The organism is Fusicatenibacter faecihominis (genome assembly GCF_020686945.1).
In the GTDB taxonomy this organism is placed as follows: Bacteria; Bacillota; Clostridia; order Lachnospirales; family Lachnospiraceae; genus Limivivens; species Limivivens faecihominis.
In genome coordinates this window covers 20,841-46,872 of sequence record NZ_JAJEPR010000025.1, presented here as the reverse complement: position 1 = coordinate 46,872, position 26,032 = coordinate 20,841, and the positions used below count along the sequence as shown (strand labels likewise).

General features: G+C 51.1%; 22 protein-coding genes. 6 read left to right on the top strand and 16 right to left on the bottom strand.

Features of this window, described 5'->3' with window-relative positions:
* The first annotated feature begins 292 nt into the window (after positions 1-292).
* A complete protein-coding gene (locus LKD71_RS13010) occupies positions 293-1,474 on the top strand; it encodes an iron-containing alcohol dehydrogenase (protein WP_227615773.1) in 1,182 nt (393 codons plus the stop codon).
* Positions 1,475-1,795: 321 nt separating this feature from the next.
* Here the strand turns inward: LKD71_RS13010 and LKD71_RS13005 are convergent, their stop codons facing one another.
* The 8 genes from LKD71_RS13005 to LKD71_RS12970 all read right to left on the bottom strand — a co-directional run bounded on the left by LKD71_RS13005 (position 1,796) and on the right by LKD71_RS12970 (position 11,663).
* Positions 1,796-3,622, bottom strand: coding sequence for a serine hydrolase domain-containing protein (locus LKD71_RS13005; RefSeq protein WP_227615772.1), 1,827 nt, complete (start codon positions 3,620-3,622; stop codon positions 1,796-1,798).
* Between the two features lie 84 nt (positions 3,623-3,706).
* Positions 3,707-5,803 (bottom strand): glycogen debranching protein GlgX, encoded by a 2,097-nt coding sequence (gene glgX, locus LKD71_RS13000; protein ID WP_227615770.1) that lies wholly within the window; start codon positions 5,801-5,803, stop codon positions 3,707-3,709.
* Positions 5,804-5,806: 3 nt separating this feature from the next.
* A complete protein-coding gene (locus tag LKD71_RS12995; RefSeq protein WP_227615766.1) occupies positions 5,807-6,832 on the bottom strand; it encodes a transglutaminase domain-containing protein in 1,026 nt (341 codons plus the stop codon).
* Between the two features lie 67 nt (positions 6,833-6,899).
* Entirely contained in the window at positions 6,900-7,640 is a 741-nt protein-coding gene (locus tag LKD71_RS12990; RefSeq protein ID WP_227615765.1) for a peptidylprolyl isomerase, read from the bottom strand.
* Between the two features lie 76 nt (positions 7,641-7,716).
* Complete coding sequence (locus LKD71_RS12985) at positions 7,717-7,866, bottom strand: hypothetical protein (RefSeq protein WP_227615763.1); 150 nt, start codon at positions 7,864-7,866, stop codon at positions 7,717-7,719.
* Positions 7,866-8,312 (bottom strand): carbon-nitrogen hydrolase family protein, encoded by a 447-nt coding sequence (locus LKD71_RS12980; protein ID WP_227615761.1) that lies wholly within the window; start codon positions 8,310-8,312, stop codon positions 7,866-7,868. Before LKD71_RS12980 ends, LKD71_RS12985 begins: the two co-directional genes overlap by 1 nt.
* A gap of 160 nt (positions 8,313-8,472) precedes the next feature.
* A complete protein-coding gene (locus LKD71_RS12975) occupies positions 8,473-10,419 on the bottom strand; it encodes an oxidoreductase (RefSeq protein ID WP_227615759.1) in 1,947 nt (648 codons plus the stop codon).
* A 2-nt stretch (positions 10,420-10,421) separates the two neighbouring features.
* Positions 10,422-11,663 (bottom strand): L-lactate MFS transporter, encoded by a 1,242-nt coding sequence (locus LKD71_RS12970; protein WP_227615757.1) that lies wholly within the window; start codon positions 11,661-11,663, stop codon positions 10,422-10,424.
* A gap of 451 nt (positions 11,664-12,114) precedes the next feature.
* Between LKD71_RS12970 and LKD71_RS12965 the strand changes: the two genes are divergently transcribed.
* The gene (locus LKD71_RS12965) at positions 12,115-12,648 is read left to right on the top strand and encodes a PadR family transcriptional regulator (protein WP_227615755.1); all 534 of its coding nucleotides are present in this window, start codon (positions 12,115-12,117) and stop codon (positions 12,646-12,648) included.
* Between the two features lie 84 nt (positions 12,649-12,732).
* On the opposite strand, the gene LKD71_RS12960 is transcribed toward LKD71_RS12965, so the two are convergent.
* The 4 genes from LKD71_RS12960 to LKD71_RS12945 all read right to left on the bottom strand — a co-directional run bounded on the left by LKD71_RS12960 (position 12,733) and on the right by LKD71_RS12945 (position 16,596).
* Positions 12,733-13,338, bottom strand: a complete 606-nt coding sequence (locus tag LKD71_RS12960) for a hypothetical protein (protein WP_227615753.1) — start codon at positions 13,336-13,338, stop codon at positions 12,733-12,735.
* A 38-nt stretch (positions 13,339-13,376) separates the two neighbouring features.
* Positions 13,377-13,838 carry a YbaK/EbsC family protein gene (locus LKD71_RS12955; protein ID WP_227615751.1) on the bottom strand — a complete coding sequence of 154 codons (462 nt, stop codon included), beginning with the start codon at positions 13,836-13,838 and terminating at the stop codon, positions 13,377-13,379.
* A gap of 3 nt (positions 13,839-13,841) precedes the next feature.
* On the bottom strand, positions 13,842-15,671 hold the full coding sequence (recQ, locus tag LKD71_RS12950; RefSeq protein ID WP_227615749.1) for a DNA helicase RecQ: 1,830 nt from the start codon (positions 15,669-15,671) through the stop codon (positions 13,842-13,844).
* A gap of 82 nt (positions 15,672-15,753) precedes the next feature.
* Complete coding sequence (locus LKD71_RS12945; protein ID WP_227615747.1) at positions 15,754-16,596, bottom strand: zinc ribbon domain-containing protein; 843 nt, start codon at positions 16,594-16,596, stop codon at positions 15,754-15,756.
* Positions 16,597-16,722: 126 nt separating this feature from the next.
* Between LKD71_RS12945 and LKD71_RS12940 the strand changes: the two genes are divergently transcribed.
* On the top strand, positions 16,723-18,873 hold the full coding sequence (locus LKD71_RS12940; protein ID WP_227615746.1) for a glycoside hydrolase family 36 protein: 2,151 nt from the start codon (positions 16,723-16,725) through the stop codon (positions 18,871-18,873).
* A gap of 41 nt (positions 18,874-18,914) precedes the next feature.
* Here the strand turns inward: LKD71_RS12940 and LKD71_RS12935 are convergent, their stop codons facing one another.
* Positions 18,915-19,727, bottom strand: coding sequence for a DNA-3-methyladenine glycosylase family protein (locus tag LKD71_RS12935; RefSeq protein WP_178046230.1), 813 nt, complete (start codon positions 19,725-19,727; stop codon positions 18,915-18,917).
* Positions 19,728-19,887: 160 nt separating this feature from the next.
* Between LKD71_RS12935 and LKD71_RS12930 the strand changes: the two genes are divergently transcribed.
* The 3 genes from LKD71_RS12930 (at position 19,888) to LKD71_RS12920 (ending at position 23,795) form a co-directional block, all read left to right on the top strand.
* On the top strand, positions 19,888-21,096 hold the full coding sequence (locus tag LKD71_RS12930) for an ATP-binding protein (RefSeq protein WP_227615744.1): 1,209 nt from the start codon (positions 19,888-19,890) through the stop codon (positions 21,094-21,096).
* Positions 21,097-21,219: 123 nt separating this feature from the next.
* Positions 21,220-21,567: a helix-turn-helix domain-containing protein gene (locus LKD71_RS12925; RefSeq protein ID WP_178046228.1), complete on the top strand. Its 348-nt coding sequence runs from the start codon at positions 21,220-21,222 to the stop codon at positions 21,565-21,567.
* Positions 21,568-21,653: 86 nt separating this feature from the next.
* Positions 21,654-23,795 carry a HelD family protein gene (locus LKD71_RS12920; RefSeq protein ID WP_227615742.1) on the top strand — a complete coding sequence of 714 codons (2,142 nt, stop codon included), beginning with the start codon at positions 21,654-21,656 and terminating at the stop codon, positions 23,793-23,795.
* A 79-nt stretch (positions 23,796-23,874) separates the two neighbouring features.
* Here LKD71_RS12920 and LKD71_RS12915 read toward each other — a convergent pair whose 3' ends face one another.
* The 3 genes from LKD71_RS12915 to thrH all read right to left on the bottom strand — a co-directional run bounded on the left by LKD71_RS12915 (position 23,875) and on the right by thrH (position 25,808).
* Entirely contained in the window at positions 23,875-24,060 is a 186-nt protein-coding gene (locus LKD71_RS12915) for a hypothetical protein (protein WP_178046226.1), read from the bottom strand.
* A gap of 30 nt (positions 24,061-24,090) precedes the next feature.
* On the bottom strand, positions 24,091-25,080 hold the full coding sequence (locus LKD71_RS12910; RefSeq protein WP_227615737.1) for a nucleotidyltransferase family protein: 990 nt from the start codon (positions 25,078-25,080) through the stop codon (positions 24,091-24,093).
* 122 nt (positions 25,081-25,202) lie between these two features.
* Positions 25,203-25,808, bottom strand: coding sequence for a bifunctional phosphoserine phosphatase/homoserine phosphotransferase ThrH (thrH, locus tag LKD71_RS12905; RefSeq protein ID WP_178046223.1), 606 nt, complete (start codon positions 25,806-25,808; stop codon positions 25,203-25,205).
* Between the last annotated feature and the right edge of the window lie 224 nt (positions 25,809-26,032).

Here is a 26,032-nt window from a genome sequence, read left to right as displayed (position 1 = left end):
GAGCAGATATGCTCAGATGTGCAATTCATCTCACCACCTGAAGAGGTGGGAGAATTCTTGCTACATTTGTTAAAAAATTCTTCGTGCTCGCATGATCAAGCTTCATCTCAAAAATTTTGTTAAAAAAAAGACAAAAAACACTTGCGTTAATTATTTAACAGAGTTATAATAAGGGCATCGAGAGGTAAGAACCTCGAAAATGCAGCCGAAAAAAATATTTTTATATGTACGGCTGTGCAGTTTATTGTTTCAAGCTTACCAAAATGTTTTTAATTAAAAGGAGATGACAAACATGGCAAGATTTACATTACCGAGAGATATTTACCATGGAAAAGGATGTCTGGAAGAGCTGAAAAACCTGAAAGGTAAAAAGGCTGTTCTGGTTGTAGGCGGCGGCTCCATGAAGCGTCAAGGCTTTCTTGACCGCGCAGTAAACTACCTGAAAGAGGGCGGCATGGAAGTGCAGCTTATCGAAGGCGTAGAACCGGATCCCTCTGTTGAGACTGTCATGAGAGGTGCAAAAGTGATGCAGGAGTTCCAGCCCGACTGGATCGTAGCAATGGGCGGCGGTTCCCCCATCGATGCAGCAAAGGCTATGTGGGCTTTCTATGAGTATCCGGAAATCAAATTTGAGGATCTCATCACTCCCTTCGGCTTCCCGGAGCTGAGACAGAAAGCAAGATTCGCTGCTATCCCCTCTACTTCCGGTACTGCTACCGAAGTAACTGCCTTCTCCGTTATCACAGATTACAGCACTGGTATCAAGTATCCGCTGGCTGACTTCAACATCACCCCGGATGTAGCTATCGTTGATCCGGATCTGGTTATGGGGCTTCCGGTAAAACAGGTTGCTTACACCGGCATGGACGCTCTGACCCACGCCATCGAGGCTTATGTTTCCACCCTGAACTGTCCGTACACCGATCCGCTGGCTCTGCAGGCCATCGAGATGGTTCTCGAGTATCTGCCGGCTTCCTACAACGGAAACAAAGTTGCAAGAGAGCAGATGCACTACGCACAGTGCCTGGCTGGTATGGCATTCTCCAATGCTCTGCTGGGTATCGTACATTCTATGGCTCATAAGACCGGAGCCGCTTTCTCCACCGGACATATTCCTCACGGTTGTGCAAACGCTATCTATCTGCCGTATGTAATCAAATATAACGCAAAAGATCCGGTAGCTGCAGGCCGCTACGCTGAGATCGCCCGCAGAATGGGGCTTGAGGGAACTTCCCAGCAGGCTCTGATCAACAGCCTCTGCGAAAAGATCGACTCCTTCAATGTAAAACTGAATATTCCGAAGACTCTGAAAGATTTCGGTATCAATGAAGAGGAGTTCAAGGAGAAGGTTGCGAAGATCGCTGAGCTGGCTGTCGGAGATGCCTGCACAGGATCTAACCCGAGAGCAATTGATCCCGCTAATATGGAGAAGCTGCTGACTTGCACATATTATGGAACAGAAGTTGATTTCTAAAACAAAATAATTTACGCTTTGGGAAAGCGTAGGAAATGATAATACGAGGGGGAAACCAGCGGAGTCTTGCAGTCCTGGTTTCCTCCTCGTGCTCCCCCCTTCTGGGACACGCTAGAAAATAGGGGGCTTACGTCATTTCACACAATAGTAGTCTGACGTAAGCACCCTATTTTCTAAGCGGGCCCAGCGGGGAGTGCAGAGGGGCGGCGGGCTCGCGACTCCGAGCCGCCCCTTTGCATATTTCTAAAGCGGGGCCTTGGGAAGCGGTCAGCGAGGAGACGACGACCTCTCGCATGCATTTCCCACAGCTTTCGTCAAAGCTTATATTATCCGCTTTGCGAAAACCACCGGCTCAATAGTTCCTTCCATTGCCACCGTAAGCAAATCCACATTCCCTTTCTCCCGTATCTTCCTCACCACCGCTACATCGGACAACACCGACGTAATGGATGCCAAGCCATCCAATATAATCTTCTTCCCCGGCACTTCGCTGAAGTGGACTTCGATCTTCTCTTCCTCAAAGAAAATCTTGATTCTCCTCCGGATCGCATCTTCCAGGTAATAAATGGTCAGCGCCAGCACCTCTCTCCCATCCTCATCGGAGGCAAATCTTCCTTCCACCGCGCAGAGATAGGGTTCGCCGTGGAAATCGATGCTCGCATATTCCGCTTTTCCAAAGCCCACCGGAAGAGCCACATTCTTCTCGCCTTCCCGCACATCTAGGTAAAACCGTTCCTTTTCCATATGGAAGCCCAGCTCCCGGATGCCATCGGTATAATTATTGTGGAAAACCTGTCCCATCAAGGTAAAGAGTCCTGCCTGCGGCGTCATCATCACATAGCGCCTGCCGTCAAGAACGCGCTGTTTACAGCTCAGCTCGCCGGGATCCAGCCATCTTTTTTCCCGTTTCCAGCTGTCCGTCTGAGAAAGTCTTCCTGCGGAAGCTTTTTTCCGCCGGTTATCCCGTTTCCAGCCCCCGTACCGGAGAGCCGGCGCTGCCGGTGCCGGATGCGAAAGCTCCCACTGATAAGCCAGCAGACTCTGATAGGCCCGCTTGTCCTCGAGAAGCGGCGACAGATAAGCGCTCTCCGGAGGCAGATGCTCCTCCAGCACATCCTGCAGGGCATTGCTGTTGAAAAGCACCTCATTTCCCGCCGTGGTCACTACCACCATGTCCACATCGGGATAAACGAACACATTCTGCCCCAGCATGCCGTTGAAGGCGAACTGGCCCGCTCTTTTACAGGCCCAGATCTGATAGCCATAGCCCGGAAAACCGGTATCTGCCGGCGGCACGACCTTTGCATCCACAGACTCTCGTACCCAGTCTTCAGGAATCACCTGCTGCCCTTTCCATTTTCCGCCGTCCAGATAGAGCTGGCCGAGCTTCGCCATATCCTCCACACATAGAAAGAGTCCCCAGCCGCCCTTGTTTTTTCCTTTGGGACAGGTCTCCCAGAAGACCCTCGTGATGCCCAGAGGTGCAAAAAGTCTCGGCTTTAAGTAATCCAGCATGGTCTCCCCTGTGATTTCGGTGATGATCGCGGAAAGCATGTATGTATTCATGCTGTTGTATTCAAAATACGTTCCCGGCTCGTGGTGACAGAAGGCTTCCAGATAGCCCTTCACCCAGTCGTTTCCGGAGATGGCTCCGGTCTCATTGAAGGACACGCCGCTGGTCATCGTCAGAAGATGGCGCACGGTGAGATCTTTCTGCCGGATAAAGCCAAAAAGGCTTACATTTTTCCGGAAAACATCCACGATTTTTGTATCCAGAGAAAGTTTTCCTTCCGCGATCAGAAGCCCGATAGCCATGGAAGTCACACTCTTGCACATGGAGTAAGTGGCATGCCAGAGCTCCTGTCGATAGGGATAAAAAGCCGTCTCCCCAATGACTTTACCGCCTTTCAGGATCATCACCGTATGCATGTGCAGTTCTTTGGACGTCTTCAGAGCCCGAAGAAGCTCCTCAATCTGCCTAGAAGGAAGGCCTTCGGCTTCCGGCGAGGTGCGTTCAAAAGGCTGCTCATAGGGAAGATCCGCCGGAAAAGCCGGTTTCTGTGGAAAATACTCCACCCGGCTGATGTCGTCCGTTCTTCCTCTCATCAGGTCCCAGATCAGTTCAATGGTTGCTGCTTCTTTTGCCATAAATATCCCTCCTAACCAGATTCCGCTGCAGCGCCAAATAACCATGCAGGCATGGTACCCGGTTCGCTGCTCACGGAAATCAAATCAGCTGTTTCGCCGAACCCCTACAAATACCGCTGCAGATCTCGGATGAAGCCGGTACTCCGTAATGGCTGCTTCGCCATTTTCTTCTCCGATTCCATCCAGAGCCGTATCCACAAAACATCTCCATTCGTAATCTTTCGGGAGCTTTGGCAGCTCAAAACTCTGCTCCTCCCAGTAGACATTCAATGCCATATACACCAGATCTTCTCCCTGATCCGTCTTTCCCGCATAGCAGACCGCAAGAGCCTTTGTCTCCCGGTCAATAGAACAGTCCCAGGCCCGGTCCGTATGAATGCTCACCGCCGGGAAACCAGTTTCCGAAGGCTCCTGGTCACTCCGGATCGCCGGATGTTCCCTCCGGAACCAGATCATTTTCCGGAAAAACCGGTAAAGTTCCTGGTTGGTTTCCAGCCGCTTCCAGTCCAGCCAGGAAATCTCATTATCCTGACAATAAGGATTATTATTTCCAAAACGGGTGTCCCCGAATTCATCTCCTGCCAGAAACATGGGCGTTCCCCGGCTGCACATCAGGGCCACACAGGCGTTTTTCATCATCTGAAGACGAAGGGCGCGGATATCCGGATCCTCCGTTTCCCCTTCCACTCCGCAGTTCCAGCTCCGGTTGTCGTCATTTCCATCAGAATTATTCCAGCCGTTGGCCTCGTTATGTTTCCCGTTATAAGAATAAAGATCCCAGAGCGAAAAACCGTCATGGCAGGTGAGGAAATTGATGGAAGAATCATAGCCTTTATACTGACCGGTATAGAGATCCAGGGAACCCGTGAGTCTGCTGGCCGCCGCCTGGGCAAACCAGTAATCTCCTTTCAGAAAACTTCTCATGTCATCCCGGTATTTTCCATTCCACTCCGCCCAGCGGGTGAACGCCGGAAAACTGCCCACCTGATAAAGTCCGCCGGCATCCCAGGCCTCCGCAATGAGTTTCACATTCCGGAGAATGGGATCTTCCGCGAGATTTTTCAGAAGAGGCGGCTGATTCATGGGGGAACCGTCTTCATTCCTTCCCAGAATACTTGCCAGATCAAACCGGAATCCATCCACATGGTATTCAATGGTCCAGTAACGCAGGCATTCCAGGATCAGCTGCTGCACCACCGGATGATTGCAGTTCAGCGTATTGCCGCAGCCGCTGAAATTATAATACCAGCCTCCCGGCGTCAGCATATAATAAACCCGGTTATCAAAACCTTTAAAAGAAAAGATCGGCCCTTTTTCATTTCCTTCCGCCGTATGGTTGAACACTACATCCAGGATCACCTCGATCCCGCTGGCATTCAGTTCCCGGATCAGGGCTTTCAGCTCATCTCCCTCCCGGTTAAACTCTTTTTCCGCGGTATAACTGGTGTTTGGTGCAAAAAAGCTCACCGGATTATAGCCCCAGTAATCCAGAAGCATCCTGCCATTGACTTCCCGCCTTCCCATGGTTTCGTCAAACTCAAAAATGGGCATCAGCTCCACGGCTGTGATTCCAAGATCCTTCAGATAAGGAATTTTTTCCCGGATTCCCGCAAAGGTTCCCGGATGCGTCACGCCAGAAGAAGCGTCTCTGGTAAAGCCCCGGACATGGAGCTCATAAATGATCAGATCCTGAATCGGCCGGACAGGATCCACATGGTCTCCCCAGTCAAAATCATTGACCACCACTCTGGCCCGGTATTCATGATCCTGATTGGGCCGTTCCCCCCAGACGCTCTGACCCGTAACCGCCCTCGCATAAGGATCCAGAAGCGGTTTGGTCTTATCAAAAATCAGGCCATTTTCCGGCGCATAGGGGCCATCTACCCGGTAAGCATACTCAAAATCGCAGATATCCAGGCCAAATACAATCATGGAATAAACGCTTCCGATCCGGTAGTGTTTCGGAAAAGGCAGCACTGCATAGGGCTCTTTTTCCCCTCTGTGGTACAAAAGAAGCTCCACGCCCGCCGCTTCCAGGGAAGAAACTGTAAAGTTCACGCCCTCCCTGAGCGCCGTTGCCCCGTTGATTCCATAAAAACCGGGTCTTACCTCATAACCGTTGACTTTATCCAGCGGTATGAGATGTTTTTCCTCTGCTGCAACCATCTTTTTTCCATCCATCCTTCAGCCTCCTTCTTCTCCTTCGTTGGCTTCCTCCGTCAGAATCTCCTCCCCGACAGGCTGGTCCACGAAATTCACCTGGATCACAGCCTGAGGCACATTCACCGAAAGCCGCACATGCTTTTCCTTGGCCGCTGCGGCTGCTTCCGCTTCCTTTAAGATTTCCTCCAGAATGGAGCGGTTCAACGCCCCTCCCCGCCAGTGAAACACAAAACAGGGCTGCTTTTTCCTCAGAACTGCTTTCAGCCGTTTGCCCACCTCCTCGGTCTTGGTGAGGGAAAGGCGGTTCACCCGGTAATAAAAGGCATCGCTTTTTGTGCAGGCCGGCACCAGAGCGATCAGCGGCTGATGGTCCCGGAAAAGCTGACGATCTTCCAGATTATAATAATCGTACCTTTTTGTCCCGTATCGCTTCAGGGAATTGTCAAAAGTGGCGTCAAGATGCAGCCAGGAACCGCCGATTTTTACCAGATTCCAGGCGTGACGGTAGCGGACTCCATGCTCCGGATCCGCCTCGCTGACGGCAATCAGGCAGTCGATCCCTAGCCGGTCGCAGAAAAGTTTCACGGTCTTGGCAATGCCCTCGCAGACGCCAATCCCCTGCTGGAGCGGCCCGATGATCTCATGGGAGTACTGTTTCTGCAGTTTGTCATAGGTCACATTTTCCAGGATAAAATCATGGATGCTCTTTTCCTGTTCCTCCGGCGTCAGTTCCTGCATGGGCCGGAGAAGCCGGGTGATCCGCCCTTCCAGCGCTTTCTGATGTTCTTTGATCTTTTTCTTCTCAAAAAGGTATTCCGGAATCAGATGAACGTAGTCTGCCTGGTCGAAAAAGCGATAGGTGAAACTGCTCACATAGAAAATCGCGGGATGGTCCAACCGGAGCCTGAAAAAAATCTCCGACAGCTCTTTTCGCTCCAGCCGAAGGACCGGGAATTCCGGCGACAGCGCCGTAAAGCCATCGTACATAGCCCGGTAAACCTGCTTTTCTTCCCGGTTCATCTGCTGAAAATAGTATTCCTGTTTCATTCTTTTTTCCTTTTAACACCTGTGGCGCAGGAGGTTTTGCCCAGACTGCGCCACAGATATGTATTTCTTATTTCACGTTGTATTTTTCTCTCAGGGCTTTCACCTTCTCATTATAAGCAGTATTCTGCTTCATATTCAGAAGGTTTCTGCGGATGGATTCTTTTGCCTCGTCAAAGGAAGCAATGGTTTCCTCTGTACGGTTCTCCACTTTGATGAGGTGATAACCGAACTGGGTCTTCACCGGACCGATGACCTTGCCGACCTCGCCGTTGAAAGCTGCATCCTCAAACTCTTTTACCATTTGGCCTCTGCCAAACTCTCCTAGGTCTCCGCCCTTCTGGCCGGAGGGGCAGGTGGAATATTCCTGAGCAGCTACCTCGAAGGCTTTGGTGCCGTTCTCGATCTCTTCCAGGATCTCCTTGCATTTGTCCTCGCTGTCGGTGAGGATGTGTTTTGCGCGGACCTTTCCGCCTTTGGTAAACTGATTTTTATTTTCCTCATAGAAGGTGCGGATCTCCTCGTCGGAAACGGTCACATTTTTCAGAGCCTCTGCCATGGACATCTGAGCCAGAATGTCGCGTTTCGCGTTGGCAATCATGTTCTTAAACTCCTCAGTCTCATCCAGCTTCTGATCGGCTCCGTCCTTTGCAAAAAGATGCAGGGCAATGAGCTGGTCCAGATAATGGCTTCTCATGGCCGGGTTGGAGAGATAAGCCTGCTGCTCTCTGGGCACATTCTGTAAAAATGCGTTGAATTCTGCTTCTGTGATCTCTTCACCTGCTACGGTGGCTAATACCTTATTTTCCATTGTTGTTCTCCTTTTTTCTTGTTCTTCCAAAAGTATAACAGACTCTGGAGAAAAACAACAGCTTTATTTTCTCGCCTCAACCATTTTCAGGATCCGGTCGCAGCCGGTGAGGGTGCTGCTCCGGTGAGAAATGAGAAGCAGGGTCTTTCCCCCCATATTCGGTGTTCAGGGTGTGGAGAAGCTCTTTTTCATGGAGGGCATCCAGGGCGCTGGAGGGTTCATCCATCAGGCAGATATCCGGATCGCGGAGAAGGATTCGGGCAATGCCGATATTTTCCGCGATGGTGGTGTCAAAAAGATAAGTGTCCTGCTCCAGAAAAAGATATGTACCTTGGAATAGCGATAAACCAGCTTTCCATGCCGGTCAAAGAGGCAGACGGTATTTCTGGGATTAGCCTCATGCTTTTCCAGCAGTGTGATCGCGATTGCCATTTGAAGTTCCCGGGCCAGCCCTGAAAATCTCTTTACATATGCACTGTCCAGGGAAACTGTGTTTTTCTTCAGCCATTCTTCATCATGTGGAAATACATAGCCGCTGCTCCACATTTCAGGAAACAGCGCGATATCCGCACCCTTCTCCCCGGCCTCGCGGCACGCTTTTATTCCTTTTTCTATATTATCTTCGATAGCTGCACCAGGCAGCAGTTGTAAAAAAGCTATTTTGAGTTTCATATAATAACATCCGTAAAACAACAACAGAATCACAATTGCAGTTGATTGAAAAAACATTTCCCCTCTCCTCCTTCTCTTATCCTTCTTTCTGACTATAGTTTATCATAAAAAAAATGCGTCCCGGATTTTTTTCGTCCGGAGCGCATTTCTTTTTTATAATTTATGCATCAAGTCCTGCATGGTAGCCCATGTAGATGGCGCTGGTGATGTTGCTCGGACGGACGCAGTCGCCGATCTCGCGAACGACGGGCGCGCAGTCACGAAGCTGGTCTACAGCGGCGCGGTTGGCTCTCTGGCCCACAGCGCAGATCACGGATTTTCCAGGCACCAGCACTTCTTTTCCTTCGGGATCTTTGCAGATCACGCCTTCGGAAGTGACTTCCAGACCCTGGTAGCCGGTATGTGCCTCCACATATTTTTCCACCATCTGCATCAGGATCGGACGGTGACGAATGTTGGCATCCGGCGCAAGCTCGGGGCGCATCTCCACGAGATGAACCTTTTTGCCCTCCTGGGCCAGATGAATGGCAGCCTCACAGCCTGCCAGACCGCCGCCGAGAACGACCACGGAATCCCCGACTTTTTCTTTTTCCAGATAATAATTGTTGACGATGACCACATTGTCCCCGTCGATACCCTTAAGGGGCGGAACGATGGGATTGGAGCCAACAGCGAGAATCATGACATCGGCATTTTCCTTCTCCGCATACTCCGGGGTAACTTCCGTATTGCAGCGGATCTCCACACCGGCCTCCTTTGCCTGTGCTTCCAGGGAAAGACCAAGCTGATACATTTCCTGTTTGAAATCGATGGCCTGCTCGCATTTTAAGATACCGCCGACCTTGTCGCTCTTCTCACAGAGCACAACCCTGTGACCGCGGAGCGCTGCAGTGACAGCCGCTTTGAGGCCTGCCACGCCGCCGCCCACAACGAGAACTTTCTTTTTCACAGCTGCCGGAAGAACTTCCGTTCCCTCGATCTCTCTTCCGATCAGGGGGTTGACGGTACATCTTCTGGTCTGGGTCGTGGGGCGCTCCGCCATGCAGGTAAAGCAACGGAGACATTTCACGATCTTGTCATCATTTCCGGAAACGACCTTCTGGGGCAGGTATGGATCTGCCAGCAGAGCACGGCCCATGTAGACCACATCTGCTTTGCCGGAAGCGATGATCTCCTCCATCTGCTCCGGATCGTTGAGGGCACCAATCGTAGCCACAGGCTTTTTCACATGTTTCTTAATCTCCTCAGCGAGATAAACATTCACGCCGTGCTCGGAGAACATAGAAGGATGGGTTTTGAAAAAGCCAAACTGGTAGGAACCGGCAGAGACATGGATGAGATCCACATACTCTTCTACCGCCTGGGCAATCCGCACGCCTTCCTCCAGATCGTAGCCGCCCTCGAAAAGTTCAGAACCGCTCATACGGAACTCAATCGGGAACATGGGACCTACGGCCTTTCTCACTTCCTGAAGTACCTCGATAGTAAAGCGCATGCGGTTCTCGAAGCTTCCGCCGTACTCGTCGGTCCGGTGGTTGAAAAATGGAGACATGAACTGATTCAGAAGCCAGGTGTGGCCGCCGTGAACCATGATCATCTCAAAGCCGGCTCTTTTTGCAAGGATCGCAGTTTCACCGTAACGTTTCACGATATCCGCGATCTGCTCTTTCGTCAGGGCGGTCACTTTTCTGCCGTCCGGGCGCACGCCGTCGCTCGGGCCGTACTGGGTCAGGCCCTGTTTTTTATCTTTGTCTGCCATGTAGGTTCCGGCATACTGGCCGGAATGGGAAAATTCCACGCTCGGGACTGCCCCGTGGCGCTTGATGGCATCTGCCGTAAAGGTAAAGGCTGCCAGGGAACCGACGGTGGCAAGGTCCAGATGAAGCATATGAGAACCATCGGTTTCCGGATGAACCACGAGCTCACTCATGGTCACAGCTGCTGCACCGCCTTTTGCGCGGAGCTCATAAAAGGCCCTTGTCCGCTCGCCGGGCACACAGTCTTTGTCGATGTCGGTGGCTCCAATCGGAGAAGCAAACATGCGGTTGCGGAAGGTGACATTTCCCAAGGTGATGGGCTGACATAAATGCGGATATTTTCTTTCCATTTTTAGATTCCTCTCTTTCTCTTATTGGTGAAAAAACGATATACAAAGGTAAGCACAAAGCCTGCGGCTCCGAAAGCGGCTGCAACAAGGAAGGCCCGTCCATAGGCTCCGTCCACCCGGTAAATACTCCGCATGGCCGACGGTCCGAAGTAGCCTGCCGCTGCCAGACCGATGAACATGATACCATAGTTTACGCTGTTGTTTTTTGCGCCGAACTGATCGGCGGTGAAGCCAGGATAAACGCCCATGAAGGAACCAAAGCTGAGGCCGATGCCTGCGATTCCGATATAGAAGGTAACATAGCCGCCTTCTCCGGTAAAATAGAGAAGCAGAAGACCTGCAACTCCAAGAACGGTCGCGATGGTCAGTGTGCTGATGCGGCCGATCCGGTCGGATAAAAGGCCTGCCAGAATACGGCCGGAGGCGTTAAAGACTGCCAAAACAGACACGGCCGTGCTGGCCATAACAGCAGTCATTCCTACCATATTTGCTGCCACAGCGGAAGCCTGGGAAATAACCATCATTCCACTGAAGGCTCCGCAGGTGAAAAGAAGGAGCATCACATAGAAAACAGGCGTTTTCAGCATTTCTTTCCAGTTTTTGTTTTCCGCGCCGCCCTGTTTCATAGCTGCCGGCGGATTCCAGCCTTCCGGCTTAAAATCAGCCGGGCACTGTTCCATCAGGAAGGAGCATCCGCAGATGATGATGAGAAAGGCAATGCCGACGATTTTGAAGGCTGTCGGGGCGCTGGATTTTGAGACAATCAGTGTCACCACCGGCGGCAGGATCACGGAGCCCAGTCCGTAAATGGCCGTCGTGATTCCTCCGATGAGGCCGCGTTTGTCCGGGAAGAATTTCATGCAACTGCTGACTGCCGTTCCATAGGTCATTCCAAGTCCCAGTCCGAAAATCAGACCGTAGGTCACTACCAGCATGCCGACGCTTGTGGCAAAGCCGGAGGCAATCATACCGATGCCGACCATGAGGCCGCCTGCCAGTATCACTTTTTTCGGACCGAATTTATCGTTAAACCAGCCTCCTGTGATCATGGTGATTGGTCCAACCGAATTGGCTACGGTATAAACGATTGCCAGGTCCGCAGTTGTCAGGGAAACGCCGTTATGTGCGCTTAAAAATTCTGCCATGGAGGAAGCGAAAACGCTCCATACATAAATGGACCCCAGGCACAGATTGATGAAGCAGCAGGCAATCAGAGTCACCCATCGTTTTTTGGCTAAGTTCATTTTTTACTCTCCTTTGTTAATTTTATATCAATGCATCGCTATCATATCACATCTTTCTCGATATGTAAATAGTGACATATAAAATATTACATGTAATTTTCGTCATTTTGTAAACAGGACGCCCCATGCTCCGGAAGCACTCCGTCTTCAGTTACGGCAGTAGGAAATTCTAAGGCTTGCCGGAATCTGCTAAGAGCATTCGCGGAAATCCAGAACTCGCTTCGCTCAGACAATGGATTTCCGCTCATACGCAGATTCCGACAAACCAAGAATTTCTCTACTGCCTCCACATGAAGTCTGAGCTCTTCCGGAGCGTGAGGCTGGGGTGTATCTGAGAAAAAAAGCCCTTTGGTAGACAGTTAGTTGGATTTGGGTAAAAAGCTGTTGGAAATTTCTGGCGATATGGTATGATAAAAACAGGATTTTTATACGAAAGAAAGAGTGAATTTAGATGAGAACTTTAAAATATGCAATTCTTGGACTTTTGAATCAGAAGGAAATGACCGGGTATGATCTGATGAAGCAGTTTGAATCTACTTTGTGTGAGTTCTGGTCTGCCAAGCACAGCCAGATTTATCCGGAACTGAAGAAGCTCACGGAGGAGGGCAGCGTCGCTTATAAGACGGAGCCTTCTGACAACGGAGCTGAGAAAAAAATTTATCATATCACGGAGGAAGGGCGGAGGGATTTCATCGACTGGCTTTCTTCTGAGACGAAGCCGCAGCCTACCCCGAAGGATATCTCCCGGCTGAAGATTTTTTTCTGTAACTGTCTTCCGGCTGAGGACCGGAAATTTCTCCTGGAGGACCAGCTCCACAAGCATTCCTCCCGCCTGAAGCACCTCAGGAACAACCAGACCAAATTTACCGCCGTACCGGACAGTGAGGCAGATGAATTTGGCGATTATCTCGTGCTGATGGGAGCTATCATGCGGGAGGAAATGGTGATTGAGTGGCTGAGGAAGTGTCTGGCGCTGTTAGGCTGAGGGTAAAAATACGTCAATTTTCCAAAGAGCCCATTGGGCTCATTAGGGAAATTGACGCATTTTTGACAGTGTAGGATAGCTATTTTAATGTGTCTTGAAATACTCATCGCAAAACTGATACCACTTTTTCTCATACTCACTATGACTTACCATTTTTATGCCTTGTGGCGTATAAATCTCGCGCTTTTGTGCCTCTTTCACAAAATCAAAAATATACACATCTGAACTTTCCACAACGGCCCGGACGGCTTTCCATTCATTTAACACTGCATAATACAAACGTGTATGACCATCTAGAGAGATATAGCGCCCTTTATATGGCATTACCGGAATTATAATATCATTTGCGCTATGAACAAATTTTTGAATTGCAAAAATCTTTTCCTCATCTACATAAAACTGTGAAGGCTGAATTTCTTCAAGTGAAATCGTTTTTATAAAAACAGTTGAATATTCTTTTATTATATTTCCCCGGCTATTATAAAATTTTGTAATGTGAGGAGCGTAAAATCTAAATTCTTCGATGATTTTCAAATATACTTCTTTTTCTTCTCCTCGAACTACCGCTTCAAAATCAGAAATAATTTCTATTTCATAAGGTTTTCCCTCTACAAGGAAACATCCATGCTGAAACAACGCACATTCAGAAAATCTGCTATCCGCGTATGTATCAATTCGTTGTATTTCCATTCACTATTTTTTCCTTTCTAGTACAGTGTATATTCTTTTTATTTGCACACATCCACCCAGCCCGTGGCTCCGGCGATCTTTTCCAGTTCGTCCACGGTGAGTTTCACGGCGCTGTGGTCGTCGCCGGCGGCGGGGTAGACGGTTTCAAACTGCCGCAGGCTTTCGTCCAGATAGACGATGACATTTTCGTTGATGCCGAAGGGGCAGACGCCGCCGGGAGCATGACCGACCTGAGTTTCCACTTCCTCGAAGGGAATCATTTTGGCTTTGATATGGAAGGTATCTTTGTATTTCCGGTTGTCGATCTTTGCGGTTCCTTCGGTCAGAATCAGCACCGGCTTCTCTTCCTGGAGAAAGGAAAGGGTCTTGGCGATCATTCCGGGCTCCACGCCGAGAGCTTCGGCGGCCTCCGCCACCGTCGCCGTGGAAGCTGCCAGATGGATTACGCGATCCAGCATTCCTTTCTTTTTGAGATCTTCTTCCGCTTTTACTAATGACATTTCTTAGTCCTGCCTTTCTTCGTTGAGAAGCGCAAGGAACGCTTCCCCGTATTTTCTGAATTTATTCTCGCCCACGCCGCTTACCATAAGCATTTCTTCTTTTGTCTTCGGGTGGAGCTGGCACATCTGGGTCAGAGTCTTATCCGTGAAAACAAGATAAGGCGGCACCCGGTCTTTTTTCGCAAGCTCCATGCGAAGCCCTCTGAGTTTTTCAAAGAGGTCGTAGTCCACCTCTCCCTCCTCGGCCAGCAGGCGTTTCTTCGGCTTTTTCTCTTTGATTTTTTTCGGCTGTTCTTTGGCGGTCTTCATGAGAAGCGTGCCGCCATTCAGGATTTCTTCTGATTTTTCCGTGAGCTCCAGCACCGGATATTTGTCGTCCGTGAGAAAAAGATAACCTTCCACCAGAAGATGGTTCAGGATCTGGCGAAGGCGGTAGATTGGCTCCTCCTCACAGGTACCGTAGTAGGGATTCTGGTCCATGCCCACCTGGATGAGCCGGCTGTTTTTGCTGCCGTGGACCGTATCCACAATCAGCGTCATTCCGTAGCTCCGTCTGGCTGTCTTCACACAGCCGATGAGATTTTTCGCCGTCTCCGACACGTCTTTTTCTTCAAATTGTGTGAGACAATTCGAGCAATTTCCGCAGTAATTATCCCCGTACTCCCCAAAATACCGGAGAATATAGGCCCGGAGACACTCGTTGGTGAAGCAGTAAAAGGTCATCTTTTTCAGCCGTTCCCGCTCCCGTTCCTGAACCAGCGCCGCCGTCTCCTCATCCATGCCTTCCGCTGCTTCCATCCGATCAATGAAAAACTGATTCGTCACCACATCCTGTCCGGAATAAAAAAGCACACATTCCGAAGGGAGACCATCACGACCGGCTCTTCCGGCTTCCTGGTAATAGCTTTCCATATTTTTCGGCATGTTATAGTGGATCACATAGCGGACGTTGGACTTGTCGATGCCCATGCCAAAAGCGTTGGTAGCCACCATGATCTCCTTTCGGTCGAAAATGAAATCCTCCTGATTTTCCCGGCGCTCCTCATCGCTTAAGCCCGCATGATAACGGGTGGCCGAAAAGCCACGGCCCACCAGGGCATTGTGTACCTCCTCCACAGTCTTTCGTGTCAGGCAGTAAATAATGCCGCATTCGTCCGGGTGCTCCATGATGTAGGCCAGGGTGGCCGCCATTTTATCCGCAGGCTGTTTTACGGAAAAGCGGAGATTTTTCCGGTCGAAGCCCGTGACCAGGGTGACGGGGTCCTGGAGCCCCAGAATAGCTGCAATATCCTCCCGGACCTCGGCGGTGGCGGTAGCCGTGAAAGCGCTGACCACAGGCCGCACCTGCAGCTGTTCTACAAAATCCGGAATTTTCAGATAGCTGGGCCGGAAATCCTGTCCCCACTGGGAAATGCAGTGGGCCTCATCCACACTCACCATGGATATCTCGATCTGGGAAGCTGCCCAGAGAAAGCTCTCCGTCAGAAGCCGCTCCGGAGCCACATAGACGATCTTATAGCGGCCCTGGATCAGGTTCCGAAGCGCGGTCTGGTACTGGCCCTGGGTCAGGGAGCTGTTTAAATAGGCCGCATGGATTCCGGCCTGATTGAGGGCTGTGACCTGATCCTTCATCAGGGAAATCAGAGGAGAAATAACCAATGTGATACCCGGCATGAGAAGGGCCGGAATCTGGTAACAGAGAGACTTTCCTGCTCCCGTGGGCATGATGCCTAAGGTGTCCCGGCCGGAAAGAATGCCGTTCACCAGGATCTCCTGCCCCGCCCGGAAGCTGTCGTAACCGAAATATTTCTTTAAAACTTCTTCTTTCGTCATCAATACGCCTTTCTTTTTTATAAAGAAACGGTGCAGCTCCGAAATGGGAACCACACCGTATTCTTTTATGAAATCTTGCCGCTTATTTGCTGCAATTCGGGCACTTGCCGTTTTCATCCAGCGGAGAACCACATTCCGTGCAAAAGCGGGCTTTGGGGCTGGCCGGTGCTTCGGTTTTGACCGGGGCGCTGACAGGCTCGGATGCCGTCTCTGCCGGAGCAGCTTTCTCAACGACCGGTTTTGCCGGCGCTTTCTTCACCGGAGCCTCAGAAGCCGTCTCTGTCGGAACCGTTTTCTTAACCGGGGCTGTTTTTACCGGAGTCTCTGTTTCTGCTTTCACCGGCGCTGCTTTCGGAGCCGGTTTTGCTGCGGGCTTTGCTGCCGGAGCCGTTTTCTCTGCCGCGGGTTTTGTTGCCGGGGCAGCCTTCTTTACTGCCGGCTTGGCCGGAGCAGGTGTCGGAGAGGGCTTTTTCGGCTCACGGCTTATAAATTCCGGATCAGCTGTTTTCGGTTTCTTATCGACTGTGTTCTGATTTTTCAGCTTGTTGTCGATCATGATCACATGCTTGAGAAGCAGAACCGCCATCATCAGAAACTCATAGATCAGACGGATCGCGATGGGCATGATGATCGTCAGGGCCAGACCTACCCAGAAGTTGTGAACCAGGGTATAAAGACCCATAAGAATAGCAAAAACCGTCAGGAAAATGTAGAGTGCCTGCAGGATTTTCTCAATCAGCAGATAGTTGAAATTGCAGGTATCATGGAGAAACTTGCCAAAGGCACTCAGTTTCTCACGCCGGTTCTCCGGCACGATGAAGATAAAAGCCAGTACGGTCAGCACCACCGCCAGAAGCAGAAGGATAGCCATAACCGTTCCGGCCGAATTTCCTCCCCCAGTATAATAACCTCCTGTAAATCCCATTTTCTCTTCCTCCTTTGTCTATACTGATTTCTTCCAGTGTAACTCAAGCTTACCATTTGCACAAGTATTTTTATCTGATATAATGAAAGAAAAATGCGTTATATTTTTTCAAGAAAGGAGTCTCTCATGCAGTACATCGACATTCACGAAAATCAGATCTACATCCGGCTCGCCGTCACCGACAGCCAGGATCTGAAGCTTCTCCATTTCTCTGCGCTCCCTCTCCATGAGGAGGACCTGGTAAAGGAGGCCATTCCGGAAGGCTTCCCCTTCCTCAGCATGAACCTCGCCGGTTTCGACCGGCCTTATGAACGCCACGGAAACAAATTCATCGTCACTGCTCCCGGCTATCGAATGAAATATCTCTCCCATTCCGACGAGCGAAATGAATTTGGCCGTCTTCTCACCTTCCATACCAAAGATGAAGAGACCGGCGTCACCGCGGCCTCCTTCTGGCAGTTCTACGATGATCTCCCGGTGATCCGCACCTGGCATACCGTGACAAACAACGGTCACGAGACCCAGACCCTCGACTACATCGCAAACTTCCATTATGAAGGCATCGAAAAAGAGGGCAAGCTTTCCCGGGATGAAAAGCTCAAAGTCATGATCCCCCACAACGGCTGGCAGCGGGAACTCAACTGGAAGGCCTACACCTTCCCGGAGCTTGGCATGGAGCTCGTTCAGGAGCCTTCGATTCAGCGCTCCTCCAACCATCTCCACATCTCCAACACCGGAAACTGGTCCGCCAAGGAATATCTCCCCATGGCTTATCTCGAGAACACCGAGGTACATACCGGTCTTTTCTGGGAAATCGACCACAACGGCTCCTGGCACTGGGAGATCGGCGACCAGAACGGCCATTTTTACCTGGCTTTGGGCGGCCCCAATGAGACCTACTCCCACTGGTTTAAGGACTTAAAGCCCGGCGAGAGCTTCACCACCGTTCCTGCCGCCGTCGGTGTCACCGGCATTGGCTTCGACGATGCCATGGGCACGCTCACGGACTACCGCCGAAAAATCCGCCGAAAAAATCAGGACAATGAAAAACTGCCCGTCATTTTCAACGATTATATGAACTGTCTCTGGGGCCGTCCCACCGCCGCTGAGGAATATCCGCTGGTGGACGCTGCTGCCGAGGCTGGCTGCGAGTACTTCTGTATCGATGCCGGCTGGTACGCCGACGGCGACTGGTGGGACAGCGTCGGCGAGTGGGAGGAGAGCCGCAAACGCTTCCCGGAAGGCGTCAAGAAAGTCACCGATTATATCCGGAGCAAAGGACTGGTTCCCGGCGTCTGGCTGGAGCCGGAGGTCATGGGCATCCGCTGTGACCTGGCGAAAAAGCTTCCCGACGACTGGTTCTTTGTCCGCCACGGAAAACGGGTCTACGACCGCAGCCGTTTCCAGCTGGACTACCGCAATCCCGCAGTCCGCGCTCATATGGACGAGGTTGTGGACCGGCTCGTCAGCGAATACGGAGTGGGCTATATCAAGACGGATTACAATATTGAGCCCGGCATCGGCACGGAGCTCTCTGCCGACAGCGTGGGCGAGGGCATGCTGGAACACGAGCGGGCTTATATCTCCTGGCTGGACGGTCTTTTCAAGCGCCATCCGGAGCTGATCATTGAGAACTGCTCCAGCGGCGGCCTCCGTATGGATTACGGCATGCTCTCCCGTTGTAGCATCCAGTCCACAAGCGACCAGGAAAACTATCTCCAGTATGCCGTCATCGCCGCCAATGCTCCCACCGGCGTCACCCCGGAGCAGGCCGCAGTCTGGGCTTATCCCATGAACCATGAGGAAAGCATTTCCCCCGACGCTCTCCGGGAGGAAGTCATTTTTAACATGGTCAGCGCCATGCTTCTCCGCATCCATCAGAGCGGCCATCTGGCCAAGCTTGATGAGGAGCGGAAAGCTCTGGTAAAACAGGCCCTCAGCGTCTATAAGACCATCCGCCCGAACATCCGCGTCTCCCGCCCCTTCTGGCCCCTCGGTCTTGCAGGCTACAGCGACGAGATCGTGAGTCTCGGCCTTTTCGTCGAAGGAAAAGCCTACCTCGCTGTCTGGAAACGAAGCGGTGCTGCCGAGAGCGTAACCCTTCCCATCTCCGATGCCGTCCGTACTGCCCTGGACTCAGAAAAAATCGCCCTCTCCTGCATTTATCCGGGACCTGAGACCGCCGAAGCCTCCTACGATCCTCTGGAAAAAGCAGTGAAAGTTGCTCTTCCCAAGCCCGTGATGGCCCGGCTCTTTGAGCTGACCCCCGACCGTTAAAAAAATTTGCGGCCCATGTTTTTTTCACATGGACCGCTTTTTTATTCTTTATGTATCAGTTCATAATAGAAAATGTACTGTTGGAGCACACCTTCCATTCCCCCATACCGCTTCGCCGGGAAACCGCCTGGATAATGCTTTTCCAGGGCCTGGCGGATATGGGTATCCACTGGAAACGCCGAAAGCTCGTGAAGGGCCATAAGGCAGATGCAGTCCGCCACTTTCACGCCGACGCCGTAAAGCTTCAGAAGCTCCTCCCGGGCCTCCGGGTAGGTCATTTTCCGGATTACAGCGAGATCTACTTCACCGGATGCTACCCGAAGGGCTGTGTCCCGGACATATTTTGCCCGGTACCCAAGGTTGCAGTCCCGAAGCTCCTCTTCCGTGGCCTGACTTAAGGCCTCCGCTGTCGGAAAAGCATGATAAACGGTCCCGTCCGCGGCTCTTTTTTCCTCGCCGTATCTTCTTGAGATCCGGTCGATGCATTTTCGGATGCGGAAGATGTTGTTCTGCTGGGAGATCAGAAACGAGACGATCATTTCCCAGAGGTCCTGATTCAGAATCCGGATACCGCTTCCAAGCTCCGCCGCAGTTTTCAAATAGGTGTCTTCCGGGTCAATCGCTTCTATATAAATGCCATAGTCTCTTTCCAGGTCAAAATAGTGTTTCCAGAACGTCTCGAACTCTTCCTCGCTGCAGTCAAAGCGCACGGTCTCACCTTCCTGGGTGGCTCTCAGGTATTTATCCTCTGCACGGATCTGAAATTCATTTTCCGTTATCCGCTCCATCCGGAAACACTGGCCGGAATCGCAGATCTCCGAAAGATCAAAATACGGAATTTCTTTTACTACCATCTTACTACTCCTCTTCTATCATTCTCACCCCGATTATAGCCTCCCTTTTTTTGAAAAACAACTGGGATTTTCTGTTAAAACAGTTGACTTTTGAAAAGTGAATCCTTATGATGGTAAAGGCAAAAAACTGAATTTTTATATCTATTTTACGGAGGAATTTATGCATACAATCAGCGTGGAAGAACTGGAAAATCTGGATCCTTCCAATATCACCATCCTGGATATCCGTTCAGAGGAGGATTTCCGCCGGGGTTCTTTTCCGGGAGCCATCAATATTCCCATAAAAAAAAATCTGGACGAGGACAGCGCGGAGGAAGGCTTTTTTGAGCCGGGTTCCATCGAAACACTGGAAAAAGACCTTCCGGCAAACAAACCGGTCTATATTCTCTGCCACACCGGAGAGCAGAGCAAGGAAGCCGTCAAAATCCTGAACGAGGACGGCTACAACGCTTCCAATATTGATGGCGGCTACCGCTCCTGGCTCCGCCTTTCCCTGGAGCGCATGGTTTCAGAAGCTTCTGTGACTGAGCGTACAAAAGAAATTGAACGGTCCCTTATCAAAAAATTCCGCAAATCCATCTGGCGGCCTTTCACCAAAGCCATCCGGGACTACCAGCTGATCCAGGACGGAGACCGGATCGCCGTCTGTATCTCCGGCGGCAAAGATTCCATGCTTCTCGCCAAGCTCATGCAGGAGATCCAGAAGCATGGCCCTGTTTCCTTTGAGCTCGTCTTTCTCGTGATGAACCCGGGCTACAACGCTGACAACTGGAAAATCATCCAGAACAATGCCCGGATTTTAGGCATTCCGCTGACCGTTTTTGAGACCGAGATCTTCGATGTCGTAGCCGGCATCGACAAGAATCCCTGCTATCTCTGCGCGAGAATGCGCCGCGGCTATCTCTACTCCCACGCCAAAGAACTCGGCTGCAACAAGATTGCCCTGGGCCACCATTTTGACGATGTCATCGAGACCATCCTCATGGGCATGCTCTACGGTGCCAAGATTGAAACCATGATGCCCAAGCTGCACAGCCAGCACTTTGAGGGCATGGAGCTGATCCGCCCCCTCTATCTTGTGAAAGAAGCCGACATCAAGGCCTGGAGAGATTCCAACGATCTTCATTTCATCCAGTGCGCCTGCCGTTTCACCGAGAACTGTGCGACCTGCGGAGGCGGCCGCGGCTCCAAGCGTGACGAGATGAAAGAGCTCATCGCTCATTTCCGCGAGACCAGCCCCTTCATCGAGTCCAACATTTTCAACAGCGTACAGAACGTCAATCTCCGGACGATCATCGGTTATCACAAAGACAACGAGGCCTACTGCTTCCTCGATGATTACAACGAACGCGGAAAACGAAAGGAGTAAGGCTTCATTCTCTTTTTAGCAGTATCTACCATTTTTTCTTCCTACTTATGAAAAGTAGCGCTCCCGGATATACTTATGGCAGTCAATGGATTTGTAATATCCGGGAAGGCAGGAAGATTCCGCATGGAGATACGAAAATCAGAAATTGCCAACGAAGTGGCACGGCTCTGCAAAGAGCGCGGAATCACCCAGTATGAGCTGGCCAAACGCTCCCAGCTGCAGGAAAGTTCCGTCCGGAACATGTTTCAGAAGGGCACGACTCCTACTTACCGCACCCTGTCCGCTATCTGCGGAGGACTTGGCATCACAGTTCCCCAGTTTTTCACCGGTTCTTCTTTTCTTGAGAAGCTTCCGCCGGAGGAAAAAGAGCTGATGACCATTTATCTCAAACTGGATGAAAAAGATCGCTCCCGGCTCCTCTCCTACGCCCGCAGGATCTTCAAGCAAAACGAAAAAGAAACTACCTTGTGAAGGCAGGCAATCTTTGTTATACTGATAACGGTTCAGAAATCATTTCTGGGCCGTTATCCTTTTATTACGACAATCTGGAGGTTTTTATGATAGATAACAGAGACGGCCAGGCCTATCTGGACGCAGTTCTGGAAAAAATCCGGCAGCGCATCCTCTCCATCAACGAATCCCTGCTGGAAGGCCAGAAGGAAATTGATGACATGCACGAATACTACTGGCAGAACTACACCGAGATGGATGAGTACGGCTATGAAAATTTTGACAACCAGCAGGCCCTTCTCCATCAGATCAACGCAAACCAGGAACAGCTGATTCTGAAGCACCGTTTCCGGAAAATGCTGGATTCTCCCTTCTTCGGGCGGGTGGATTTCTGCTATGAGGGTGACGAGGAACCGGAAATTTTCTATATCGGTATCGGAAACTTTGCCGAGAAAACCGGCGCCCTTCCTCTGATCTATGACTGGCGCTCCCCGGTGAGCGGCCTTTTTTACGACTATGACAAGGGGCCCGCTTCCTACCAGGCTCCCATGGGCGAGCTTTCCGGTGAGATCACGGCCAAATGGCAGTACAAGATCCGCCGCGGAAAAATGATCTACGCCTTCGAGAGCGACACCAAGATCGACGATGAGATCCTGAAGGCCGAGCTTGGAAGCCACGGCGAAGTCCAGCTGAAAAATATCATCCGAACAATTCAGAAGGAGCAGAATGCCATCATCCGCAACACCAGCGATAAGATTCTCGTGATTCAGGGTGCTGCCGGAAGCGGCAAAACTTCCGTGGCCCTCCATCGGATCGCCTACCTCCTTTACCATGACCGGAAGCACCTGAAATCTTCCAATATCCTGATCTTATCCCCAAACGGCGTTTTTTCCGACTATATTTCCCACATTCTGCCGGAACTGGGTGAGGAAAACATTCAGGAAATGAGCTTCGATCTCTTCGCCTACCGCCAGCTCAAGGGAACCGCCGCCGACTGCGAAGACCGCTGCGACCAGATCGAGCGGAATCTTTTATCCGAGACGGAGGATCCTGTGGCTCTGGAAAAACAGTCCCAGCGCTTCATCACCCATATGGAAGGCTTCCTGCTCCGGCTGGAGGATGAACTCATGGATTTCACCCCTGTGGAATACAAAAATGTCACCATGACCGAGACGGAGATGCTGGATCTCTTCTATAATAAATTCGGCGAGATCCCCCTGCTCTCCCGCATGGATGCTGTGGCAGATACTTTTATCGATGAGGTCGAGACCCTGAAAAACAAAGACCTTCCAGAGGAGGAAAAACAGGAGCTGATCGAACGTTTCCGTCAGATGTACGACACGCGGGATTTCTATGTGCTGTACAACCGTTTTCTGGAGGAGGAAGGGCTGCCCCTGCTGCCAGACCTTCCGCCCGAAGAACGGAAGCTTGCCTACGAGGACGTTTATCCCATCCTTTATCTCAAATACCGGCTTCAGAAGCGCCAGGGCCGCCAGGATATCAAACATCTGGTGGTGGATGAGATGCAGGATTATTCCCGCCTCCAGTATCTGATCCTAAAGCAGATGTTCTCCTGCCGCATGACGATTCTAGGCGACCGGGCCCAGACCATGGCCGATGAAAAGCAGGACTCCCTTACGTTTCTACCAAAGATTTTCGGGAAGGATATTCGCCGCATCGTCATGAACAAGAGCTACCGGAACACCGTGGAGATTTCCTCCTATGCCAATGCCCTCACCGGCGTGGATGATGTGGAGCTCTTCGACCGGCATGGAAAACCGGTGACGGAACAGAATTTTGCTTCTCTGGATCAGGCCCTGGATGCAGTTGTACAGGAACTTCGTCTCGATCCGGAGCTGGTAGCTGCGACTTCGGATGAGGATGTGCCAGCTTCTGAAAATTCTGCCTGTCCGGATGAACAATCCGCCGACAACGCTCCCGCTTTCGAGACCGCCGCTGTTATTCTACGCACCGCCGCGGAGGCCGAGCAGGCTTACGAGATTCTCCGTGAAAAACTCTCCGCCAGAGGTTTCGATGTAAAAAATGCCCTCTCCCTTCTTCACCGGGACAGCACCACGTTCCGAAAAGGTCTCACCGTCACCACCTTCTATCTGGCGAAAGGCCTGGAGTTTGACCAGGTATTCTCCATTTTCCCGTCGAAAGACCAGCGGCCTCTGGTCCGCCAGGCGAGATACATCGCCGCTACCCGTGCGCTTCACGAGCTGTACGCTTACGAAATTCAGGATTAAAGAAAACGCTGTAAGACAGATTTTCCGTCTGTTTTACAGCGTTTTTGTTATTGTTCGATTTTTGCAGGCAGAGGCTTTTTCACCCAGCGTCGATAGAGAATAAAACCCACGCCGCCATGGGAATCCGCATGTTTCCGCCTGCCTGATGCACCTTCGCAAAAATGCTCTCAAGGAAAATTCCCAGGCTTTCCACGCAGACGATGAGGCCGTAGGTCATGGAGTATTCCACCGCCTTAGGCGATTTCGCGGAAGTCCATATCTTCATAAAAAAACTGCCCCGCAGGGCAGTTCTTATTTAATCAATCAAATCATTCTGGAACCGCGACAAATGCTCATAAGGCAGAATCAATCGCCCCCGGTAAAGGCCGCAGCCATCGTTGATGAGGCTGTTGTTCTCTGCGGAGAACATGTTGACGTCCAGCTTGGAAAGTTCCAGGTTGAGGAGACGCATGCCCCTCTCGTAAGCTTCATCAAAGTAACGGTTTTCGCCCACGGGAATGAGTTCCCGGCGGCTCATCTCATTTTCCTGGCGTTTCTCGTAGCCCAGGTGGTTGGCCGGACCGATCTCCGCCACATCGTCCATGGCCTTCGTCCGAAGCTGGACTTCCATGTAGCTTCTGGAGCTGTTGTCATAGAAGGTGATGTGAAGGGACTGATATTCATAAGGACCGTGGTTCGATATGTAATCCCGGTAATAGGGACGGATGGTCTCGTCCATCAGGTGAGAGGTGCTCTCCTGCACGCCGTTGGCCGGCTCCGCGGTAAAGCCCCTCTCCTCCAGAAAGCCCGGCAGAATATTGGCAATATCATAAAGACAGTGGATCTCCGCTGCTTCCCGCTCCGCCTCATCCTCATAATGACATTTCGGCATGGAAATCACAATCCGATAGGCGATAAGATCCCGAAAGCAGCCCAGGCGCTGTTTCAGCTCGGCTATCGGCGGATAACTTCCGTTTTTCTCATAATAATTGTAAATATCTTCTACGATATAGCTGTTGAATTTTTCCTCCGCCCGGATCAGGGATTTGATCCGCCCCCGAAACGTGAAGGCAAGGAAAGGATACTCCCTGGCCATATATTTATAAAACTCCCGGATCTGCTGGGACTGGGCCGTCAGGAAATCATTATGAGCCAGAAGCTCCCGGATCTGCAGGAGAAAATTACAGTGGATCATATCGATCTCATTGCGGTTCTTCTTGGCTTCTTTCCGAAGATCGTCCATATAATTCTGCAGAATCCGAAAGATCGTATCTCCCGAATATAAGTAATCATTTAGTGTGATCATAGGCTGTACCTTTCCATCGCATTCTCATAACACCGGATCTGGTCGTCCAGCTGCAGTCCTTTTCTCCATAATCCCGCATGCCTCCCGCTGTGCGCCGTACCGGCGGAAGCATGCCCACCCGCTCAGTCTTTCATTGCTTTTTTAATCGCATCCAGAAGTTCCCCGTAGGTCTCATAGGCCGGAATATCTGGATTTTCCGCCTTGATCTTATCGGTGCTACGGAAAAGGAAACCGGCTTTGCTGGCCCGGATCATGCCAAGATCGTTATAGGAGTCTCCGCTGGCAATGGTCTCAAAGCCGATGGACTGCAGAGCCTTCACCGTCGTGAGCTTGGACTGCTGCACCCGCATTTTGTGACCGGTGATCTCGCCATTTTCCGCCACTTCAAGAGAATTACAGAACAGCGTCGGCCAGCCCAGCTTCTTCATCAGCGGAGCGGCAAACTCCGTAAAAGTATCACTGATAAGGATCACCTGTGAAAAGGTTCGAAGCTCATCCAGGAACTCCTTTGCTCCCGGCAGAGGATCGATAGTCTCGATGGTTTTCTGAATCTCCTTCAGTCCAAGACCATGTTCTTTCAGAATATCCAGCCGCCATTTCATCAGTTTGTCATAATCCGGCTCTTCCCGGGTGGTTTTCTTCAGCTCCGGAATCCCGCTGGCCTCCGCAAAAGCGACCCAGATCTCCGGTACCAGCACTCCCTCTACATCCAAACAGGTAATATACATATTCATCCGCTCCTTCCTTATACACTGTATCGCGTTACTGTAGTCCATCATACCATACTTCCGGCCACCATGCAAGACAAGCCTCAGCTCTCTTTCAGCACTTCTTCGAAGCTCTCTTCCGGCATGGGCCGGTAATAATAATAGCCCTGAAGCTCATCGCAGCCTCATCCAGCAGGAATCTGGCGGTCTCCATCGTCTCCGCGCTCACCACCTTATATATATGC

Bases quoted from the DNA above. Each gene is read 5' to 3' on its own strand.
- LKD71_RS13010 (WP_227615773.1), top strand. From the start codon at position 293: ATGGCAAGATTTACATTACCGAGAGATATTTACCATGGAAAAGGATGT.
- LKD71_RS13005 (WP_227615772.1), bottom strand. From the start codon at position 3,622: ATGGCAAAAGAAGCAGCAACCATTGAACTGATCTGGGACCTGATGAGA.
- glgX (WP_227615770.1), bottom strand. From the start codon at position 5,803: ATGGATGGAAAAAAGATGGTTGCAGCAGAGGAAAAACATCTCATACCG.
- LKD71_RS12995 (WP_227615766.1), bottom strand. From the start codon at position 6,832: ATGAAACAGGAATACTATTTTCAGCAGATGAACCGGGAAGAAAAGCAG.
- LKD71_RS12990 (WP_227615765.1), bottom strand. From the start codon at position 7,640: ATGGAAAATAAGGTATTAGCCACCGTAGCAGGTGAAGAGATCACAGAA.
- LKD71_RS12985 (WP_227615763.1), bottom strand. From the start codon at position 7,866: ATGGATGAACCCTCCAGCGCCCTGGATGCCCTCCATGAAAAAGAGCTT.
- LKD71_RS12980 (WP_227615761.1), bottom strand. From the start codon at position 8,312: ATGAAACTCAAAATAGCTTTTTTACAACTGCTGCCTGGTGCAGCTATC.
- LKD71_RS12975 (WP_227615759.1), bottom strand. From the start codon at position 10,419: ATGGAAAGAAAATATCCGCATTTATGTCAGCCCATCACCTTGGGAAAT.
- LKD71_RS12970 (WP_227615757.1), bottom strand. From the start codon at position 11,663: ATGAACTTAGCCAAAAAACGATGGGTGACTCTGATTGCCTGCTGCTTC.
- LKD71_RS12965 (WP_227615755.1), top strand. From the start codon at position 12,115: ATGAGAACTTTAAAATATGCAATTCTTGGACTTTTGAATCAGAAGGAA.
- LKD71_RS12960 (WP_227615753.1), bottom strand. From the start codon at position 13,338: ATGGAAATACAACGAATTGATACATACGCGGATAGCAGATTTTCTGAA.
- LKD71_RS12955 (WP_227615751.1), bottom strand. From the start codon at position 13,838: ATGTCATTAGTAAAAGCGGAAGAAGATCTCAAAAAGAAAGGAATGCTG.
- recQ (WP_227615749.1), bottom strand. From the start codon at position 15,671: ATGACGAAAGAAGAAGTTTTAAAGAAATATTTCGGTTACGACAGCTTC.
- LKD71_RS12945 (WP_227615747.1), bottom strand. From the start codon at position 16,596: ATGGGATTTACAGGAGGTTATTATACTGGGGGAGGAAATTCGGCCGGA.
- LKD71_RS12940 (WP_227615746.1), top strand. From the start codon at position 16,723: ATGCAGTACATCGACATTCACGAAAATCAGATCTACATCCGGCTCGCC.
- LKD71_RS12935 (WP_178046230.1), bottom strand. From the start codon at position 19,727: ATGGTAGTAAAAGAAATTCCGTATTTTGATCTTTCGGAGATCTGCGAT.
- LKD71_RS12930 (WP_227615744.1), top strand. From the start codon at position 19,888: ATGCATACAATCAGCGTGGAAGAACTGGAAAATCTGGATCCTTCCAAT.
- LKD71_RS12925 (WP_178046228.1), top strand. From the start codon at position 21,220: ATGGAGATACGAAAATCAGAAATTGCCAACGAAGTGGCACGGCTCTGC.
- LKD71_RS12920 (WP_227615742.1), top strand. From the start codon at position 21,654: ATGATAGATAACAGAGACGGCCAGGCCTATCTGGACGCAGTTCTGGAA.
- LKD71_RS12915 (WP_178046226.1), bottom strand. From the start codon at position 24,060: ATGAAGATATGGACTTCCGCGAAATCGCCTAAGGCGGTGGAATACTCC.
- LKD71_RS12910 (WP_227615737.1), bottom strand. From the start codon at position 25,080: ATGATCACACTAAATGATTACTTATATTCGGGAGATACGATCTTTCGG.
- thrH (WP_178046223.1), bottom strand. From the start codon at position 25,808: ATGTATATTACCTGTTTGGATGTAGAGGGAGTGCTGGTACCGGAGATC.